General features: G+C 53.1%; 19 protein-coding genes and 1 pseudogene. 13 read left to right on the forward strand and 7 right to left on the reverse strand.

Translation table 11 applies throughout. From position 1 onward, the window contains the following. The first annotated feature begins 156 nt into the window (after window positions 1-156). The 6 genes from NHAL_RS07155 to NHAL_RS07190 all read left to right on the forward strand — a co-directional run bounded on the left by NHAL_RS07155 (window position 157) and on the right by NHAL_RS07190 (window position 4347). Complete coding sequence (locus NHAL_RS07155; protein ID WP_013032508.1) at window positions 157-501, forward strand: addiction module antidote protein; 345 nt, start codon at window positions 157-159, stop codon at window positions 499-501. 431 nt (window positions 502-932) lie between these two features. Continuing rightward, on the forward strand, window positions 933-1160 hold the full coding sequence (locus NHAL_RS07165) for a DUF2283 domain-containing protein (RefSeq protein WP_013032509.1): 228 nt from the start codon (window positions 933-935) through the stop codon (window positions 1158-1160). A gap of 890 nt (window positions 1161-2050) precedes the next feature. Continuing rightward, on the forward strand, window positions 2051-2299 hold the full coding sequence (locus tag NHAL_RS07175; protein WP_013032511.1) for a type II toxin-antitoxin system prevent-host-death family antitoxin: 249 nt from the start codon (window positions 2051-2053) through the stop codon (window positions 2297-2299). Between the two features lie 474 nt (window positions 2300-2773). Beyond that, window positions 2774-3199, forward strand: a complete 426-nt coding sequence (arfB, locus tag NHAL_RS07180; RefSeq protein WP_041354709.1) for an alternative ribosome rescue aminoacyl-tRNA hydrolase ArfB — start codon at window positions 2774-2776, stop codon at window positions 3197-3199. Continuing rightward, window positions 3199-3957 (forward strand): NRDE family protein, encoded by a 759-nt coding sequence (locus tag NHAL_RS07185; RefSeq protein WP_013032513.1) that lies wholly within the window; start codon window positions 3199-3201, stop codon window positions 3955-3957. Before arfB ends, NHAL_RS07185 begins: the two co-directional genes overlap by 1 nt. A 24-nt stretch (window positions 3958-3981) precedes the next feature. After that, the gene (locus NHAL_RS07190) at window positions 3982-4347 is read left to right on the forward strand and encodes a hypothetical protein (protein WP_041354710.1); all 366 of its coding nucleotides are present in this window, start codon (window positions 3982-3984) and stop codon (window positions 4345-4347) included. Window positions 4348-4670: 323 nt separating this feature from the next. Here NHAL_RS07190 and NHAL_RS07195 read toward each other — a convergent pair whose 3' ends face one another. Both NHAL_RS07195 and NHAL_RS07200 read right to left on the reverse strand, forming a co-directional pair. After that, window positions 4671-7994, reverse strand: a complete 3324-nt coding sequence (locus NHAL_RS07195) for an ATP-binding protein (protein WP_013032515.1) — start codon at window positions 7992-7994, stop codon at window positions 4671-4673. 4 nt (window positions 7995-7998) lie between these two features. Then, window positions 7999-8628, reverse strand: a complete 630-nt coding sequence (locus NHAL_RS07200) for a helix-turn-helix domain-containing protein (protein WP_013032516.1) — start codon at window positions 8626-8628, stop codon at window positions 7999-8001. A 307-nt stretch (window positions 8629-8935) separates the two neighbouring features. Here NHAL_RS07200 and NHAL_RS07210 point away from each other — a divergent pair, with 307 nt between their 5' ends. Both NHAL_RS07210 and arcC read left to right on the forward strand, forming a co-directional pair. Next, on the forward strand, window positions 8936-9283 hold the full coding sequence (locus tag NHAL_RS07210) for a S8 family serine peptidase (RefSeq protein WP_013032517.1): 348 nt from the start codon (window positions 8936-8938) through the stop codon (window positions 9281-9283). A 16-nt stretch (window positions 9284-9299) separates the two neighbouring features. After that, window positions 9300-10208 (forward strand): carbamate kinase, encoded by a 909-nt coding sequence (gene arcC, locus NHAL_RS07215; protein WP_013032518.1) that lies wholly within the window; start codon window positions 9300-9302, stop codon window positions 10206-10208. On the opposite strand, the gene NHAL_RS07220 is transcribed toward arcC, so the two are convergent. Together NHAL_RS07220 and NHAL_RS07225 are read right to left on the reverse strand one after the other, a co-directional pair. After that, window positions 10205-11560, reverse strand: a complete 1356-nt coding sequence (locus NHAL_RS07220) for a cyclic 2,3-diphosphoglycerate synthase (protein ID WP_013032519.1) — start codon at window positions 11558-11560, stop codon at window positions 10205-10207. The two genes, arcC and NHAL_RS07220, sit on opposite strands and share 4 nt — an antisense overlap. A gap of 6 nt (window positions 11561-11566) precedes the next feature. Beyond that, complete coding sequence (locus NHAL_RS07225; protein WP_013032520.1) at window positions 11567-13501, reverse strand: aconitate hydratase; 1935 nt, start codon at window positions 13499-13501, stop codon at window positions 11567-11569. A gap of 64 nt (window positions 13502-13565) precedes the next feature. Here NHAL_RS07225 and NHAL_RS07230 point away from each other — a divergent pair, with 64 nt between their 5' ends. The 3 genes and pseudogenes from NHAL_RS07230 to NHAL_RS20255 form a co-directional block, all read left to right on the forward strand. Then, window positions 13566-14396 (forward strand): lipase family protein, encoded by an 831-nt coding sequence (locus tag NHAL_RS07230; RefSeq protein ID WP_013032521.1) that lies wholly within the window; start codon window positions 13566-13568, stop codon window positions 14394-14396. A 219-nt stretch (window positions 14397-14615) separates the two neighbouring features. Continuing rightward, window positions 14616-15227 (forward strand): flavin reductase family protein, encoded by a 612-nt coding sequence (locus NHAL_RS07235; protein ID WP_013032522.1) that lies wholly within the window; start codon window positions 14616-14618, stop codon window positions 15225-15227. Window positions 15228-15518: 291 nt separating this feature from the next. Then, window positions 15519-15611: pseudogene (locus NHAL_RS20255) on the forward strand (DUF559 domain-containing protein); the annotation flags it as partial. 201 nt (window positions 15612-15812) lie between these two features. Here the strand turns inward: NHAL_RS20255 and NHAL_RS19725 are convergent. Genes NHAL_RS19725 through NHAL_RS07245 form a run of 3 tightly spaced genes read right to left on the reverse strand, consistent with a single transcriptional unit; the run spans window position 15813 to window position 16502 of the window. Beyond that, window positions 15813-16028 carry a PIN domain-containing protein gene (locus tag NHAL_RS19725; RefSeq protein WP_049780598.1) on the reverse strand — a complete coding sequence of 72 codons (216 nt, stop codon included), beginning with the start codon at window positions 16026-16028 and terminating at the stop codon, window positions 15813-15815. A 58-nt stretch (window positions 16029-16086) separates the two neighbouring features. After that, on the reverse strand, window positions 16087-16239 hold the full coding sequence (locus NHAL_RS20970; protein ID WP_157862495.1) for a PIN domain-containing protein: 153 nt from the start codon (window positions 16237-16239) through the stop codon (window positions 16087-16089). Next, window positions 16227-16502, reverse strand: a complete 276-nt coding sequence (locus NHAL_RS07245; protein WP_013032523.1) for a type II toxin-antitoxin system Phd/YefM family antitoxin — start codon at window positions 16500-16502, stop codon at window positions 16227-16229. The genes NHAL_RS20970 and NHAL_RS07245 overlap by 13 nt, the downstream gene beginning before the upstream one ends. A 51-nt stretch (window positions 16503-16553) precedes the next feature. Here NHAL_RS07245 and NHAL_RS21820 point away from each other — a divergent pair, with 51 nt between their 5' ends. Both NHAL_RS21820 and NHAL_RS21500 read left to right on the forward strand, forming a co-directional pair. Then, window positions 16554-17099, forward strand: coding sequence for a hypothetical protein (locus tag NHAL_RS21820; RefSeq protein ID WP_238985465.1), 546 nt, complete (start codon window positions 16554-16556; stop codon window positions 17097-17099). Then, window positions 17036-17629, forward strand: coding sequence for an RNA-guided endonuclease InsQ/TnpB family protein (locus NHAL_RS21500; RefSeq protein WP_238985466.1), 594 nt, complete (start codon window positions 17036-17038; stop codon window positions 17627-17629). Before NHAL_RS21820 ends, NHAL_RS21500 begins: the two co-directional genes overlap by 64 nt. Window positions 17630-17721: the final 92 nt, after the last annotated feature.

The following is a 17721-nucleotide window of genomic DNA, read 5'->3' on the forward strand; positions in this document are numbered from 1 at the left end:
AGTAGGGGAGGGCGTTTCTGAGTTGAATATCGATAATAGTTTCGGTTATCGGGTGTATTTTATAAAGCGCGGTCAGTGGCCGGTGGGGACAAGCGCGCTCAAGCCAAGGATATCAAGACCGCATTACGTCTCGTGCAAAATCTGTAGGAATTTATCATAGCTAAGACCACTACAACTCGTTACGATATTGCCGAGCACCTCCGTACACCAGAGGAAATGGCGGCTTATCTGGAAGTTTGCCTTGAGGAAGCAAATGGCGACGCCGCATTTATCGCCAAAGCGTTGGGTGATATTGCTCGCGCTAAAGGGATGTCGCAAGTTGCACGTGATGCCGGCGTATCACGGGAAAGCCTTTATAAGGCGCTTTCAGGAGAAAGAACTCCTGGCTTCGATACAATTCTCAAGGTAATAAAAGCACTAGGTTTGGAACTGCACGCTGAAGCAGCTACTTTAAAAGGGAAACAGCCTTTATTGGCTACGCTCAAAAAACAAGATGCTTAACGGGCTGCTTAAGTAGGACTACTTTTTGGTCTGCGGCCATTTACTGGCAGTCGTTGCTCAGGTACTTGGTTCTTGGCGCAGAGCGTCCCGGCAATCGAATGCTCAAACGGGTCAGTTTGCCCGGCTAACCTCATTCTCCGGTACCTGAAGAAACTCGCTGCTCAGCCCCGCCATTAGGAAAAATAATAACGTGAATAGAGACACAAAGTGACAATAAAGTTCTCACGACATGCAAAAAGAAGAGCGAAGCTCTACAAGATATCGGAGTCTACTATTAAGCAAATACTAGAAGATTCGGATTTAGTTGATGGCGAGCATGAGATAATCAGAGATATGGTCGGGTTTAGATATCCAATAAAGATTATTGTCTCTGTTGAAAACGATACGACGACTGTAATCACAAATTATCCGCTGAAAAGAGGAAAGAAATAATGAAAGTACATTATGATGAAGAAATAGATGCATTGTATTTGAAGCTTGGTGATTTAGAACCAGATGGGGTCATTGAGATCGAGGAAGGCGTCAATATCGATACTACCAATGATGGAAAACTTACCGGGATAGAAATACTTAATGCCTCAAAAAAGATTGATATTAACACAATTTTGTCTTATACGATTGAGTTAGATCAAGGCATATTGAAGAATAAAATCGCTTAAGGAGAAAAACTCATCTGACTCTCTTCGACATAAGGGGTCAGGTCTTGTTAAGTGATTATACATAAGAGTTAATATTTTTAATTATCCAAGCCAATCCATTGAAAAATAGGAGTGTTTAGGTGTCTTGTGGTTTGTTATTTTTGGATCTACGGTAAGAAGCTGTTGGAAAACTTTGAGGACAGCGTAGGGTGTGCAGAGCGCAGCGATGCACACCATGGAAAAGGGGACCCACGAACAGCGGTGATGCACCCCTTCCCTATGGGCATCCTTCGGAGGTCCCCATGTGCTCCCGGCGAATCGGTGGGTTTCGCTACGCTCAACCCACCCTACCCATAAAGGTATTTTCCAACAGCTTCTAAGATTTAGTTTATGGTCTATAAAGATTTTAATAAAAGAAGCATTCGATTAACTGACGAAAGGCGGCAGCATCTACTCATCCGGAGATGAAAGGGCAGGTTGAACGTATAGGGCAAACGCTAGTTGGTCCCGATAAAGTTGTGCGCTCTAGGACAGACCCTTTAGTTGAACTCTTTTATAAATTTTACCAGTCCACACCGGTGACAGAGAAATATCTATATATCGTGGTGAAGAACTTAGAAAGCGATCATTTCATTATCACAGCTTACTTCACTGACAGTTTAAAACAAGGCGAGGTTCTATGGGAAAGGATGTAACTATTTGGTTTGATGAAGAGGGAGATTATCTCGAATTCGGTTTATAGACGTTCCGTTAGAGCAATCAATAGAATTATCTCATCGTCTAAATATTTATGTGTATGATGCATACCTTATTCAGTGTGCGTTACAAACGAATACATCACTTTTAACGCTTGATAATAGTTTGATCTTCTCAGCGAGACAATCGGGTGTGAATTGCTTGGAGGTATAAAAATGAAAGAGTACAGTTTTACAGAAGCGCGGCAACACTTTGCATCTATCCTAGATGAGGCAAAAAAGGAAGGTGTCGTGTGCATAAGAAAGAGAAACGGCGAATCGTTCTACATTAAACCTGTAATTTCTAAAAAATCGCCCCTGGACATTAAAGGTGTGAATTTGGATATCTCATCGAAAGATATCGTCGATATCATAAGGTTGGGTCGAGAAGGAAACTACAGTTCAGAATCTGTTGGAAAACCCTGATTAGGAATGAGAAGGTGGGTGTGCTCATGGTTCTAATTCACCTTGAGAGTAAAACAGGAAAGGGGAAGAAATCGATGAGCACACTTCGAGGTTATCCAACCGACTTAACCGAGTTAAGGGGTCAGGTCTTGTTCATTGCTTATTATAAATTTGTGGTAATATTCAGTTCATGGTCTACGCTTTACGAAATAAAATCACTGCATACTTTGTCATCAAGTTGGGCTAGTCCATTCTATGCCTGTAAAATATAAGATCACGGGAGGGGAGTAATGCTCAGCATAAAACCCTCATAGGTTGGAGCGAGGAAAATCAGGCATGTTTGGCTGAAATTCCAGAGCTTCTAGAATGTATGTTCATGGAGGCAGCTACGAATCTGCGCGAATTAACGCCAAGGAGCCTGTTCGGCTCTGAATAGAATCGCCCAAGGGGCCTTGCCTAATATCCGCGGAGCGGCACAATAATAGTTTTTCGATGATGATTAACGTCACCCCTCAAATTCAGCTTAAGGAGGATGAACTGCATTTCCAATTCATCCTTGCTTCCGGTCCTGGTGGCCAGAATGTAAACAAGGTGGCGACCGCAGTCCAGTTGCGCTTTGACGCGGTCCATTCCCGTTCTTTGCCAGAGGATGTCCGGAGTCGACTGCTGAAGTTAGCCGGAAATCGGCTGACTAAGGAAGGCGAATTGCTGATTACCGCCAAGCGCTTCCGCACTCAGGAGCGTAATCGTCAGGATGCCATTGAGCGCTTAGTTGCACTCCTGCAAAAGGCGGCGGAAAAGCCTAAACCCCGGCGGATAACAAAACCTTCGCGGGCGGCTAAACAACGGCGCCTGGATGAGAAACGACGTCGCGGGGAGCAGAAGCGGGCACGGCGCCCGGTGACCCCCTTGTCAGACTGATGTGTACGCTGGTTATCCTCCGACGGCCGAATCATGAATGGCCTTTGCTGGTGGCAGGTAACCGGGATGAGATGCGGGATCGGCCTTGGGCGCCCCCAGGCCGGCACTGGGAAGATCGGTCTGAAGTGGTGGCGGGTCTGGACTGGCAGGCCGGCGGCAGTTGGCTGGGGATCAACGACCATGGAGTGGTGGCGGCGGTCATGAACCGGGAGGGGACCTTGGGTCCAGCGACGGACAAGCGCAGCCGCGGCGAGTTGGTGTTGGAAGCTTTAGATCATGCCGAAGCCGGGGAAGCGGCAAAGGCGCTTGCCGATCTGGCACCAGGGGCCTATCGGGGTTTCAATCTATTTATTGGGGATCCGATCTCTGGTTTCTGGCTTCGCAACCTGGGCGGCGAGCGGCAGGAACAGGTAGAAGTCTTTGAGATTCCACCAGGGCTGCATATGCTGACTGCCCGTGAGCTGGATGATACCTCGGTCCCCCGTATCCGGATTTATCTGCCCCGTTTCCGCAGCGTTCAGGTGCCGGACCCTATAAAGGGGACCTGGAGTGCTTGGCAATCCTTGCTGGCGAGCCGCTTGCACCCAGAGGAGGATGGACCCTATGCCGCCATGAATCTAGATTTCCCCCATGGTTTTGGTACCGTTTGCAGCCATCTCCTGGCTATGCCCCGTTACCCAGGTTTTGGATATAAGCCTGTGTTTTTATTTACGGAAGGGCCACCGGACCGGGCTGGTTTCATGCCGGTAGCCGTTTGATGGGGCAAAAAAAAGCCTCGAGAGATGATCTCGAGGCTAAAGGCCAAAGAAAATACTCTTTGGGCCAGCTTGATGCTATCGAAGGGAACCTCTCGTAAACAACCTCTGAAAAAATCCAGAAGCTTTATGGCCGTGGTGTCCAACACACCACGCCACATCAGCGCCGTTTACGGGACGCCATACCGTGCCAAAAGGCTCGGTATCCCCCGTGCTTATTTGGCGAGCCCTCAGGGGGTAGCAGGCTCGGAGGGCGATTTCGGCTTGACCGAATACCGGGACCCGAAGGCCGTTGGACAGAACACATTTTCCTCTCCAGGTGTTTTGGCAGAGAGCGCTCTTTTCCTTACCCAATTGGAAGGCTTTCACGCCCCTACTCATCGGAGCCTTTAAAGCTGAATCGGTAACCCGCAATACCATGACTCATGCTCCTTTTTCAGGTCTCTGCCCTCAAACCTGTATTCTTAATTCTTATTAAAGAATAAAAGTATCTATTTTGCAAGTTTTCTCGAAAAAAAAATCAAATTTTTTTCAAAGGGCCTCCAAGGAATGTGAACGGGTTCCCAAAAATACCCGGCCCCAGAGGAATCTCGGGGCGCGGGTCTTATACCAATCTCAATAAAAAACATTCTTTATTAACTATTAACCCCCCCTCATCCTAACCTTCTCCCGCCAGGGGAGAAGGGATAAAAGAGCGTTAATTTCTGGGATTAGTATTATTGGTCTTTGACATGGAAACGGGAAGCCGCCGCCCGTTGGAGAACTTCGGATTTCTCTAGGGGATTGGGCGGGTGGTAGGAGAGGCACCAGGGGACGGCGATTTTTTCTGGTGCCGGCATTCCTTCCGTATGGAAATAAAAATGGCCGGCTTCTAGGGTGGGAATATCGTCACCCTTTCCGCCGCGCATCTTGAGCTGTTCCTGTACCGCTTCGATGGTGGCCGGTGCGCTGGCCTTTCCAAAAAATTGGGTGAAGCAGTTGGCCATCACCAGGGAGTCGATATTTTTAGGCGCCTGGGTGGCGAAAATCAATCCAAGGCCGCAGGTGGGGGCATGGTCCGCCAGTCGCAGCAGATTTTCTTTACACGGCGCGGATTTTTCGGCAGGAATAAACTCTTTGGCCTCGTCCATCACCAAAAATCCCTGCACCGGCATCGAGGGGGGCGCCGGGTGTCGTGTGATCCAGTTCAAGAGGGTCATGGCCAACTGATTGAGAAACTGCTGCTGGGTTCTAAGGTCAGGCAAGCCGGCCAGGTTGATGACGGAAACCCTCGGTCGTTTCAGGGCAGCGTCCCCGAAGAGGAGGGCGGGATTGAGGGCAGGGCCTTCCTGCTGGAACAAAGGATTACTCTCTATTTCCGCTTGCAGGCGCTGGGCCATCTCGCTGCCGAAACGAGAGGCGCTGGAGATCCCCTGACTCACTTCCGCCGGTAGGTTAGAGAGGATAGCGATAAGGTCCGGCAGGGTTTTACCTCCCTGGAGAGCAAAAAACTTCAGCGCCGAAGTAAGAACCCCCATTTTATAATGGGAACTGGCGGATTCCCCTGGGGCAACGATGTCTTTCAGGGTTGCTTGGGCCATCTCCAGGGCTTGATCCAACGCTTCTGGGTGCTCTACGAGGGAGGCAAGATCAGGCAGTGGTTCCAGTTTCAGGGGGTTGCCGGCGGCTTGTCCGGGAGTCCAGATGATGACTTCGGCTTTGGCGTGATAGTGCTCGGCTTTTTCCTTGTCTTCCTGAGTCCAGGAATCAGGGTGTTGTGGCCAGCTATCCCCGAGAGAGGCCAGCCCATTGGTGTGGTCTAGCACGATGGAGGAGATTCCCAGCAATGCCGCCTCTTCCACCAACCGCTTGAGGAGCACGGTTTTGCCCGCTCCGCTTCCCGCCAAAACCCCGGTATATTGGGTGAGCATCGGCAGGGAGATGGCTACCGATTCGGCTGGGTTGGATAAGGTTCGCCCCACCGGGAGGGTGGATGGGTAGAGGGGCGTGGGGGCTTTGGGACTTTCATGCCGAGAAGGCAGGTATTCCGTCCAGACCTCTGTGCTTGCCCCTGGGTCTAACGGGTTGCCTTCGGGGGCGGGTTTATCAGGGAGATCCTGGGCTAATTGGGTTTCCTGCACCCACTGGAGTTGGGTGGCCGGGCGGTGTTTGCAAAGCCAAGCTTCAAAGTCAGGCAAATTTTGCTGCTCAAGCTGATAGAGTGCCCACATGGCCCGCAGATCCTGTTCATTAGGGGCAACGAATTGACCCTCTGCCTGGAGAAATTGGTCGGTGATTTCTTGGGTGACCTTGCCGGGGGGCAATGGCGTGGTGCGGAGGATGACCAGTTTTCTGAAAGGCAGCTGGGGATCAATCCCGGAAGCGGTGAGGGCCGCATTGAGACGACTCTGATAGGCAACGGCATGAGTCTTCTGTAAGGCCCGAAAACAATAGTGGTGTTCCCGATCCTTCTGGCTAGAATCCATGAGCCGAACCCGGGCATGAAGGGAACGGTAGTTTTTATCTCCCGGGAATTCAGTGTCTACCGCGGCCTCCCTATTATCCGGTAGGGGGTTTTCCCGCAACAGGCAACGGCAGACCGCCTGTAGCAACTGGCACAGGGTTTCGTCTTCCGCTTCCTCGGCCAGCAGCTCCTGTAAGGGGGCTTGGCGGCAGAATGCCTCGTAGGACTGATCAAGTTCGGACTCCGTGGGAATATTGCCTGAACTTTCAAAGGAGTTCGGTGGGGTTTCGAAGTCGGTCAGTTCGATGACTTTTCCCTTTTTCAGGCATTGGACTCGGTGTTCCTCGCAGCGCTTCAGCAATTCCCGGGGCAGGAGCGTGGCGGCGCTGGCAAAGACCTGGGGCTGGAAAGGCCAACTCGCATAGGGGGGTTTAAAACCTTGGGCGCGGTAGGCCTCAGCCAAGCGGAGGGTGACGATTTCCTCAGCGAGGGTGGCATTATTAATGGGCGCCAGGGTGTGGGGGGAGTCGAACCGATCGGTGGCCGAAGTCAGGCTCCCTTGCCGCAGTATTTCCCAGCTAGCCTCCAGGCAGGCCAGAACCGTAAGGGTGCGGTAAACTGTATCCCGGATGGCCATAAGGCCGTCCGCAATCCCTTCAATGATGGCTTGGGAAGCCCCCTGTTCCGCTGTCATCGGTGCTGTGGATTTAGCCCCGGCGGTGAGGTGGTGCTGGGCTACAATGGCGTCGAGTTGATCAAAGGCGAGCAGGGTGGGCCTATGGAGACTCATGAGCCAAGACAAGGATTTTACGATTTCGGAAGCCTCTCTTTGGGGCCATAAAAAGCCGAAGAGTTGCCGGTCCGTCTGGTCGATAGGCATTCCCTGAAGCCAGCTATAGCCCACGTTGGACCGCTCCAGATCGTTAGAATTAAGGAGCATCAAGGCGCGAAGGGCGTCTTGGTGTTCTCTGATCTCCTCCGGGTATTGTTTGCTCAGGCGGTTGAGGGTGTGCCTCATCACCCTGGCCAGGTCTTCATCTCCGTATTCCGCAATTTGCCGGGGGGTTGGGGGAGCATCCGCCACTTCTCGATGTTGGGGTTTCCTCCTCAGCAGCAAAGTGATCAGCCGTTGCACAAGGCCGGGGGAAGGTGCCGGTTGAGATCCGGCTCGATGGAAAGTGCGACGGATGTTTGGAGCCTTGATTTCAGGGCTCAGGAGATTTGCCAGGAGGTCATGGAATTGGGGGCGATTTCCTGAAATCGTTTGCTGCAGGGAGCTGGTATATCCCAGCAGCACCGTTTCCCAAAAATCCTTGACATCGGTCATATCCACTAACACGAACCAGGCCGGGAGGGGGGCCACCTCCTGGCGCAGGGTGCCGAGGAAATGGGTTTTTCCGGCCCCTGCCGGACCGGTAATGACTTGCCCCAGGGGATTCTGACCATTGCTTCCCGCCCTATTCTGCAAGATTTCAATGAGTTCAGTTCGCAAGTTTTCATGGAGTCCAGGCGTGTGAAACGCCAAGTCATCCCATACACTTTTAAGCTGCATGGTCCAGTCAAAATTGACCGCCTTCAGTATCTTACATTGGTCCATTAGTTCACTTCTGCATGTAGACGATATGTCGTTTAAATCCAGCCACGCTGAGGGCTGCTTCCTGGTCCGCTGCTGAAATTTCCCGGGAGTCATCGAGAGGCGACAGCACCAATTTTCCTTCCTGTTGTAGCTTCAGCAGCACCCCATCCAGGGTGGAACGGGGAATCGTCCCTAATCTTTGTCGGAGCTGGGCCAGTCGGACCCGGACATTCCCTTGGCCGCCAGAGAGATGGAAGTAAGCTTCCTGTAACTGCTGCTCCGGATCTTCCCTGGGGAGAGCTTGCTGGGTTGAACTGAAGATCTCCGCCAGGGTGATTTGACGGCGCTTCAGGATCGGTTGTAATCGGGTAAGAAAGGCCTGAAAAATAGGGCCGGCAGCGGGAGACTGATGGGAAAGCTTAGCATCCATATGGTCCCCTGCCCAGGCCCAGGCCTTATCCGTCAGCTGCACGTAGATCGCTCGGCCGCCTTTGGGCTTGCGGCGCCATTCTTCTTCGATAAATCCAGCCTCTAGCAGGGCTTTCCGGTCGCGCCGTTTAGGCTTGGGTCGGATATCGGCCAGGTAGGCTTGCCCTTCGCTGGTCAGTAATCGCCACAGAATCAAGGCTTGTAGGGGACTGGGTTGAAAATTCATGGGGTTTTTTGACGAGTTTTATCCCGCATCCAAAGTTATTTTTGCGGAATCTTACAACATCCCGGATTTTTCCAGTGAGGGGGGGCGAGAATCTTCTCCTGATTTCTCTTCGTGCGCCTGGCGCACGCTACCTGCTAAGTGTGGGGCTATAGGGGTAGTTGAGGAGCGCGAAATATTCTGGCCAACAGCAAACCCCCTAAAAAATTTGGTAGAGAAATAGCCGGGGGGTGTCTATAAAACCATTTGAGCTATCTGCGTAAAACCAGGGAATTTTAAATAAATATAAATACACTTTAAGGAGACGGGCATGGGAATTTACGGAGGGGAGGAAGAGGGAAGTTTCGACGTGGTGATGGCGCGTTCCGCCATGCCGACCTTCGTTCCGGGGGAGATCATTGTCAAGATAAAGGAAGGGGCCGCCGCCGCCTTGTCTCAGGGGGAGATGGGACAGTTGGGATTGGAAAGCACCTCCCGGCGTACTTCGGGAGGGGAAATGGTTTATAAATTTGTTCCTGAAGAGATGGCGCGGATGGAAACCCTTTCCGCTCAGGAAAGTCAAGATCAGACCTTAGCGATAGTCAAGGAATTGGAGGCCAATCCTAATGTGGAATATGCCCAGCCTAATTGGCTTCTCCAGCCTTTTTCCTCCCCTTGATTTTCAATAAATAACGGTGCGTGTCGTCATTGCCCTGGGAGGTAACGCCCTGCTTCGCCGCGGCGAGCCTTTGACTGCGGAGAATCAGCGTCGCAATGTGCGGATCGCGGCTGAAGCCCTCGCCCCGATTGCCGGCCAGCATCTATTAGTCATTACCCATGGCAACGGTCCCCAGGTAGGGTTGCTGGCCCTCCAGGGCGCCGCCTATCAGCCCGATGAAATTTATCCCTTGGATATCCTGGATGCAGAAACCGAAGGTCAAATCGGCTATCTGATCGAGCAGGAATTAAGCAATGCACTTCCCCCTGGCCGCCACTGCGCAACTCTGTTGACTCAGATTCAGGTGGACCCCGCTGATCCGGCGTTTCAAAACCCCACCAAGCCCATTGGTCCGGTCTATCGGGAAGCCGAGGCCCAAAGGCTGGCCCGGGAACAAGGATGGCATATCGGCCGGGAGGGCAAGGGATACCGTCGGGTAGTCCCGTCCCCCCGCCCTCAGCAAATCCTGGAATTGAGCGTGATTGAGCTACTGGTGAGCCGGGGCGTGGTTGTGATCTGCGCCGGCGGCGGTGGAATCCCCACCGTGCGCCAGGAGAAGGGCCGCCTGGTGGGCATTGAAGCGGTGATTGATAAGGATTTAGCTAGCTCCCTTTTGGCCCGGGAATTGAAAGCGGATGCTTTCTTGATGCTGACTGATGTGGAAGCCGTATGGCAGGACTGGGGGCAGCCTCAAGCCCGGCCTATTCGGCGTATTTCACCATCGGTTCTGCGTCAATTTTCCTTTGCCCCCGGCTCCATGGGACCCAAAGTGGAAGCGGCTTGTGAATTCGTGGAAGAGACGGGGGGCATTGCCGGCATTGGCCAACTCCAGGACGCCCAGGCCATCCTGGCCGGCGAGGCGGGGACATTGATTGCTTGGGATTAATCCCTGGATTCCAGCTTTTGTTCCCGGAGAAACGTTTCCACCCAGTGGCCTAGCCCCGGTTCCTCGGCTTCCGCGAATTCATAGCGCACCCGAACGATAGGTTTGTTAAGTTCAATCAAGGCGCCCAGGTCACAGGGGGTTGCTGAGACCACCACATCCACATTAGCGGCATTGAGGGTTTCCCTCAGGGCTTGGAGTTGTTCTGGATGGTAGCCCACGGCGGGGAGTACCGGTCCCATATGGGGATATTGGGCATAAACCGCAGCGATTTTCTCCACCGCCACCTGGCGGGGATCAACAATCTCTGCCGCTTGGGCTTGGGTGGCGGCCACATAGCCGGCGCCATGGGGCATTCCGCCATGGGTCATGGTGGGGCCGTCCTCCACTACCAGGACTCGCTTTCCCCGCACCCTTTCGGGATCATCCAGTTGCACCTGGGAAGCGCCCTGGATCAGGGTGGCGGAGGGGTTAATTTGGCGGGCTGTTGCCGTAACTTGTTCTATATCTTCTGCGGAGGCTGAATTGACCTTGGCGATGACAATGATATCCGCCATCCGCAGTACGGCTTCCCCGGGATGATGGCTGGTTTCGCTTCCGGGACGTAAGGGGTCCACCAGCACGATGTGCAAGTCGGGACGGATGAAGGGAAAATCATTATTGCCCCCATCCCAGAGAATGACATCGGCTTCCCCTTCGGCCTGGGCCAGGATTTGGGCATAATCGATGCCTGCATAAACCACATTGCCCGCCGCCAGGTGGGGTTCGTATTCCTCCCGTTCTTCAATGGTGCAGTGGGCCGCTTCCAGATCCGCAGGGGTGGCAAAGCGCTGTACCGCCTGCTGCGCCAGGTCTCCATAGGGCATGGGATGGCGGATGACCGCTACCTGCAATCCTTTTTTTCTCAGCAGTTGGGAAAGCCAGCGGCTGGTTTGGGATTTGCCGCAGCCGGTTCTTACCGCCGAGACGGCAATGACCGGCGCCTTCGCCTGTAACATGGTGCGTTCGGGACCCAGGAGCAGAAAATCCGACCCCGCGGCCAGGGCGATGGAAGCTTGGTGCATGACATGGGCATAGTCCACATCGCTGTAGGCAAAGACCACTTGACTGATATGTTCTTGACGGCAGAGAGTGGCTAATGCCGTTTCTTCTACAATGGGAATGCCCTCCGGATAGCGGGGCCCCGCCAGGGAAGGGGGATAACGGCGTCCGGCGATTTCCGGGATTTGGGTGGCCGTGAAGGCGATGACTTGGCTGCCGGGATCATCCCGATAGGCCACATTGAAATTATGGAAATCACGGCCGGCGGCCCCCATGATGACCAGGCGATTGGTGAAATTATTTCCTTTGTCCACTGGCGGCTATTGTTTCTTACGAATTAGGTTAATAAGGCTGCCTTCCAGGATCATCTCCACCTGCCGAGGGCTCATTGAATGCCTGAGTTCGTAGTCTTCTTGTTTGGTCTTATTGCTGACCGTCAGTTTTTCTCCCCTTTGGATGGCATTGCGGACATTGGCAAGGTAGAGGACGTCGCTCTGATCAATGCGTTCCCAGTCATCCGGTTTGACGAAGGTGAGCGGTAAGATGCCGAAATTGACCAGATTCTGCCAGTGAATCCGGGCAAAACTCTTGGCAAGCACCGCCTTCAGACCCAGGTATCGGGGGGCCAGGGCAGCATGCTCCCGGCTCGACCCCTGGCCGTAATTCTCCCCACCCACGACCCAGGAGCCCTGCTGTTGATGTTCCATGGCCCGCTGGTAGTAATTTTCGTCAATGGGCTCGAATACAAATTTGCTGATCTCCGGGATATTGCTACGAAAGGGCAGTACCCTGGCCCCGGCCGGCATGATTTCATCCGTGGAGATATCGTCACCGACCTTTAACAGCACCGGGCCTTCCAAATCATCAGGGAGTGGCTCGAATGGGGGCAGTGGTTGGATGTTGGGGCCTTTTTCCAGCTCGACTTCTTCTTCTTTCTCAGCCGGGGGGGACAGCATGCTGATGTTAATGCGGATGGACTTCGGTTCCCGGAAGGGGGGATAGTCCATGGCCAGGGTGCGCGGATCGGTAATTTCCCCGGTCAAGGCCGAGGCGGCAGCCGTCTCCGGGCTGCATAGATAGACTTGATCTTCTTTAGTACCCGAGCGTCCAGGAAAATTTCTAGGGACGGTGCGCAGACTGATGCGTCCGGTGGCCGGTGCCTGCCCCATGCCAATGCAGCCATTGCAGCCGGCTTGATGGAGGCGGGCTCCCGCGTGGATGAGCTTTCCTAACAGTTCCAGGGAGATCAGGTTTTCCAGGATTTGCCGTGAGGTGGGATTAATGTCGAAGGACACCCGGTCGTGGACTTGTTTGCCATCGACAATCAGGGCCGCAATGGCAAAGTCTCGCAGGCCTGGATTAGCGGATGAGCCGATATAGGTCTGATAAATCTCCCGGCCGGCTACTTCCCGTACGGGAACCACTTTGCCCGGGCTGCTGGGGAGGGCAATCAGGGGTTCTAGTTCGGAGAGATTGATTTCCTCGTGCTCGTCGTAGTCGGCATTCGGCTCAGCTACCAGTTCCGCCCAGGCTTCTTCCCGGCCTTGAGTTTTGAGAAACTCTTTTACCGCCCCATCGGCGGGAAAGACGGTAGTGGTAGCGCCAAGTTCGGCCCCCATATTGGCGATGACGTGACGGTCCATGGCGGTCAGATTTGCCAAGCCCGGCCCGTAGTATTCGATGATTTTGCCTCTTCCCCCATCGACATCGTGACGGCGCAGCATCTCCAGAATGACGTCCTTGGCGCTCACCCAATCGGGAAGCCGACCCGTCAATTTGACGCCCCACACCTTGGGCATCTTCATATAAAACGGCTCCCCGGCCATGGCCATGGCCACTTCCAGTCCCCCTGCGCCTATGGCCAGCATCCCCAGGGAGCCCGCGGCGGGGGTATGGCTGTCCGAGCCCAGCAAGGTTTTGCCTGGGACGCCGAAGCGCTCCATATGCACGGGGTGGCTGACCCCATTACCCGGACGGCTGTACCAGAGGCCGAACTTTTTGCAGGCACTGCGTAGAAACAGGTGATCATCCGGATTTTTAAAGTCTTCCTGGATGAGATTATGGTCGACGTATTGGACAGAGAGTTCGGTTTTGACCCGGGGAATCCCCATGGCTTCGAATTCCAGCATCACGAGGGTGCCGGTGGCATCCTGGGTCAAGGTTTGATCAATGCGCAAAGCGATTTCCGCGCCGGGCTCCATCTCACCGGAAATCAAGTGATTAGCAATCAGCTTTTGGGTGACATTTTGGACCATGGTTTTTTGGCCTATCGGTCTAATCTTAATTCTTAGAAAGCTTAGCATAAGAGGAATAAAAACAATGGACGCAAGAGACTATGTTTACGATCCCACCGAAACGCCGTTCCAACCCCGTGCCGAAAGCTACCATGCCCACAATGCCCTTGGCCTGGCGTGTGCCTCCAACTTGGCTTATGAAGATTCGGCGATAATCGAGCCGATGGTGAGACAGTGGGGGTTTGACCACTACCGCTTTGTTCAGGAGAAGGAGACCCAAGCCTTTGTCTGCGGCAATGCCAACTTAGTTTTACTCCTATTTCGGGGAACCGAAGCCCGTAACCTTAAGGACTGGCATACCAATGTCATGCTCAAACTGGTTTCGGGGCCTGCGGGGGAAGTCCACCGGGGATTTTGGGAAGCACTGATGGGTATTTGGCCGAAGCTCCAAGACGCTCTAAGCGAGTCTCGTACGGCCCAGCAACCCCTCTGGCTTGGCGGCCATAGTCTTGGGGGGGCGTTGGCTCTATTGGCCGGAGCGCGGTTGCAATTGCAGGAGCAGATCCCTGTTCAGGGGGTATATACTTTTGGCCAGCCTCGGGCGGGGAACTATAGCTTTGCTAGGGCGTTTGATCAGGCATTTGAAGGGCGGGGGATCCGGTTTATCAATAATAATGATATCGTGCCCCACGTGCCTCTACCCGGCCCTCGATTACGCTATTGGCATACCGAGCGCTTGATCTATATCGATGGGGAGGGGAAGCTCAGCCCGGATCTGCCGCTTTGGAAGCGTTTGCGGAATAGTTTCCAAGGCGCTACCCGGGATCTAGATAAGCTGGGGCAGGAAGCTTTTAGGGATCACGCGATGAATAGTTATGTTCACCGCATCAGGGAGGCGATAAAAAGCGGGCGTTAGCCTGAGGGAGTCCACTATCTTGGCAAGGCCGAGATTGCGGCCTGATACCAGTATCAGGTAGTTTTCCATGGTCAGTATAGTATCTAGGCAAAAATTTTAATAAATTTCAAAATTTAAAAATCTACTTCGTCACCGATTCGCCGGGAGCGAATCGGGACATCCGAAGGATGCCCTCAGGGGGCGCGCATCAAAATGTATTGCCCATAGCGTCAAAAAATTATGCATATCGAATTGGATAATCTGAGCCCGAAAGAAGTTTATTTCAATCTTATCCAGACCTTAATTCCCCGCCCCATTGCCTGGGTGTTATCGGAAAACGCCGGGGGGAGTTATAACCTGGCCCCTTTTTCCTATTTCACCGCGGTCTGTAGCAAGCCGCCCCTGATTCTCATTTCAGTGGGAAAAAAGCCCGATGGAACCCGCAAGGATAGTTGGGTGAATATCGAAGAGCGCCGGGATTTCGTGGTCCACATTGCCCATTTGGAAATATTGGAGGCATTGAACGCCAGTTCTGTGACCCTGCCCGCTGAAGCCTCGGAAGTGGAGCAGCTTGGCCTGCCGGTGACCCCCTTTCCAGGCTCGCGGTTGCCACGGCTTCAAGAAGCTCGGGTGGCTTATGGCTGCGAGTGTTATGAAATCCAGGAAATCGGCAGTGGCCCCCAAGCCCTGATTTTCGGCCGTGTCCACACTCTCTATGTGGATGATGCAATTTGCAGCAGCAAGGAGGGTAGGCTCAAGGTCCATGGAGATCAGCTCAATCCCATCGGCCGTCTAGGGGCCAATGAATACATGAAATTCGGTGAAATCATTACCCTCAACCGGCCAAAATAATGGGTAGGGCATATTTACCCTGCCATGAGTACCCGGCGAGCTATGGCTTTTAACTGTTTGATTAATATATGATTATCTCTAAAAATATTTTTTGCCGCGCCCTTGACACGCCTAAATCCTCGCGTTTATCATGGCTTCGTGCTCTTGAGCACCGTCCCGACAGGCTGCGGCGAGACGTTAAATGCGCGCAAGAGCCATATAAGACCACGGTTTTAAAGCCTGGCAATGGCAGAGACGGCGCGAACGAACCTATGAGATTTTCATAGATTCTGAGTAGCGGCGCTACGGAAAAATATGACCGAGGCTGAACAGGCGTTATGGCGGCGGCGGATTTCCGGTCATAGATTCCGGAGGCAATTTCCTATAGGGAAACGCTATAAGTGAGTAGGTAAAGGACATTAACTCCTTGTTTTTTATTCCCTCCCCCTTGATGGGGGAGGGTTAGGGTGGGGGTGAAAAAGCGGCGGTAACTGTAGATGATGAGCTAGTTTGATTACCCCCCATCCCCGCCTTCCCCCGCCAGGGGGGAAGGGGTAAGAGGTGCTGTTTGCCCCGTTATTGTGGCCATAGGGAGCCTGGCGCCATTTAGCGTAATTCTGCTGCTTTTTGCCAGATCACTAAGTCCAATCCGGGAATATCCTTGAAATCGCCTTCATTATGGGGCAGCAATTTAAAGTTGTGCTGCACTGCCTGGCTGGCGAGCCATAGATCTTGGACTCGGTAACGAATGGCTCGGCCCGAGGTACGAATTTGGGCCGCTAGGCTGCCAAAGATTTCGCCCGTGTTTTCATCGATGCGCAACGAGGGCTTATGCTGAAGCCTTCGTAAGGCCGCCAGGCGCTTCTGACGGATACTGGGATCAGCGGGCTATTTCGGCGCCGTATTTCAGCTCAGCAATAATGATCGGGGAAAGATAAACGGGCTCCTGGCGGGTGATGATCGCGATGTCCGCCGGCGCCAATGTTCCTCGTTCCACATCTACCCAGATGCAAGTGTCAATTAGGTAGCCCATGGATTTTGAATCTCTTCATCGAGGGTGGCTTCGCCGCTACGGCGGCTATCGGTAATCCAATCGGCGGCGGCCTCTTTAGAGAGGGTCCTGTAAAGATCGGCCATGGCTTCCAGGGCCGTTTGATGGGCCGGTCCCGGAATAAGCCGCGCCACCTCCTGGTGATTCCTGACAATCACTATTTCTTCTCCCGTAAGTTCCAGGCTATCCAGGAATTTCCTAAAATTTCGGACGAATTCCGTAGCGTTTACCGAAATTCCGCCCAAAGCCCCTTCCTTCAGGGAGGGGATGTAGGGCGGTTCTGTTAATATTAAGTGATGAAATTTAAGACCAACATAAAAGCCCTGAAAGTCAGAGTCAAGGATAAGCATAAGCCAGTCCTTGAGCGCATGGCTTTTGAAGTCAATCAGGTCTGGAATGCGGCTAACGAAATCACGGCGGATGATTCCTATGTACCTGTTCCCGGTGCGGGTTATATCCGCAACAATTTCACGGCATACGAGCTGCAAAAGCTGCTAAAAAGCATCAAGCTGGAACGCGGCTTTATTATTCACTCCACCAGCGTGCAGGAAGTGATTGCCGCGCACCACAAAGCGCGCAAGCAATTCAAAACTGACAAGCTCCGCTGGCGTGTTTCTGGTGGTCCACGCCGTTCTCTGGGATGGGTGCCTTTCAAGAAAGGCGCCGCCAAATGGAAGAAGGGTCAGGTGTACTTTGCCGGTCACTCCTTTTGTCTCAGCAGGCGTTGCGTTCCGGTTCTTTCTCGCAGGATGCCCGTGGACGCTGGTATTTCAACCTCGTGGTCGAAGTGGCTATTGAGCAGTCCACTGCCACCGGGCAGGTGGGTATCGACCTGGGTTTAAAGGATACCGCCACTTGCAGCAACGGTTTGAAGCTGGAAGCGTCTCGTTTCTACCGTAATGGGCAAGCGCAACTGGCAAAAGCGCAACGGGCTAACAAGAAAAAACGGGTCAAGGCTATCCATGCCAAGATCAAAAATAGGCGTTTAGACGCCCTCCATAAATTCACGACCCAAGTGGTTCGTGAGAATGCATTCATCGTCGTGGGTAATCTCAGCAGTTCCCGCCTTGCTAAAACTAAAAGGGCTAAATCTGTTTTAGATGGGGGCGGGTTGATGCTGAAAACTCAGCTTGATTATAAATCGAAAGCGATGCAAGCCGAGTTTGTAGAGATCAACGAAGCGCACACTACCCAAGCCTGTTCGTGCTGTGGCGGTATCAGCAACGGTAGTCCGAGAGGTAGGGCAGGTCTTGGAATAAGAGAATGGTCATGCCCTGGGTGTGGGGTGCATCACGATAGAGACGTGAACGCAGCCATGAACATTCTCGCGGCGGGGCATCGCCGTCTTGCGGAAGGAATTCCCGTCCTTTAGGGCGGGAAGGATGTCAACGTTCTCATAGGCTTATCCTCGGTTTGAATAATCTGATGGTATCAGATTATATGTATTTTTCTGGAAGATATAGG

It is taken from the genome of Nitrosococcus halophilus Nc 4 (genome assembly GCF_000024725.1).
GTDB lineage: Bacteria > Pseudomonadota > Gammaproteobacteria > Nitrosococcales > Nitrosococcaceae > Nitrosococcus > Nitrosococcus halophilus.